This is a genomic window from Pedococcus sp. 2YAF34 (assembly GCF_052114585.1).
Lineage (GTDB): Bacteria > Actinomycetota > Actinomycetes > Actinomycetales > Dermatophilaceae > Pedococcus.
Map to the genome: position 1 here is coordinate 1 of NZ_JBFRFA010000103.1, position 459 is coordinate 459.

Consider the following 459-nt stretch of genomic DNA (forward strand, 5'->3'; position numbering starts at 1 on the left):
CGTCCTAAGAGGAGAAACCGCTCCATGAAAACCCGATACTTCGGCGCGCTCGCCGGAGCCGCCGCCATCGCACTCGCACTGACCGGATGCGTGCCGAACCGCGCATCCGCCGACGCCGAGGCGCTGGCCGTCTCCATCACCGACGACACGTGCGCGGTCTCGGCCTCGACCGCTCCGGGCGGCCCGGTGACATTCCAGGTGACCAACAAGGGCACYGACGTCAACGAGTTCGAGATCCTCGCGGCCGACAAGCTCCGCATCGCCGGCGAGAAGGAGAACATCGGGCCGGGCACGACCGTCAACTACGTCGTGCAGCTCGCCGAGGGCACCTACTACACGGCATGCAAGAAGGGCATGGTCGGCGACCCGACCGGCCTGAAGAAGTTCACCGTCACCGCCGGCAAGAAGTCGCAGGCCACGCAGAGCGAGAGCAAGCAGATCAGCCAGGCGGTCACCAAC

Annotated in this window: 1 protein-coding gene; it reads left to right on the forward strand. The window is 66.6% G+C overall.

Annotated elements, in window-relative coordinates:
- Positions 1-24: 24 nt before the first annotated feature.
- Positions 25-459, forward strand: a 435-nt coding sequence (locus AB4Z02_RS19075; protein ID WP_441972940.1) for a cupredoxin domain-containing protein, incomplete at its 3' end; no start/stop codon positions are given.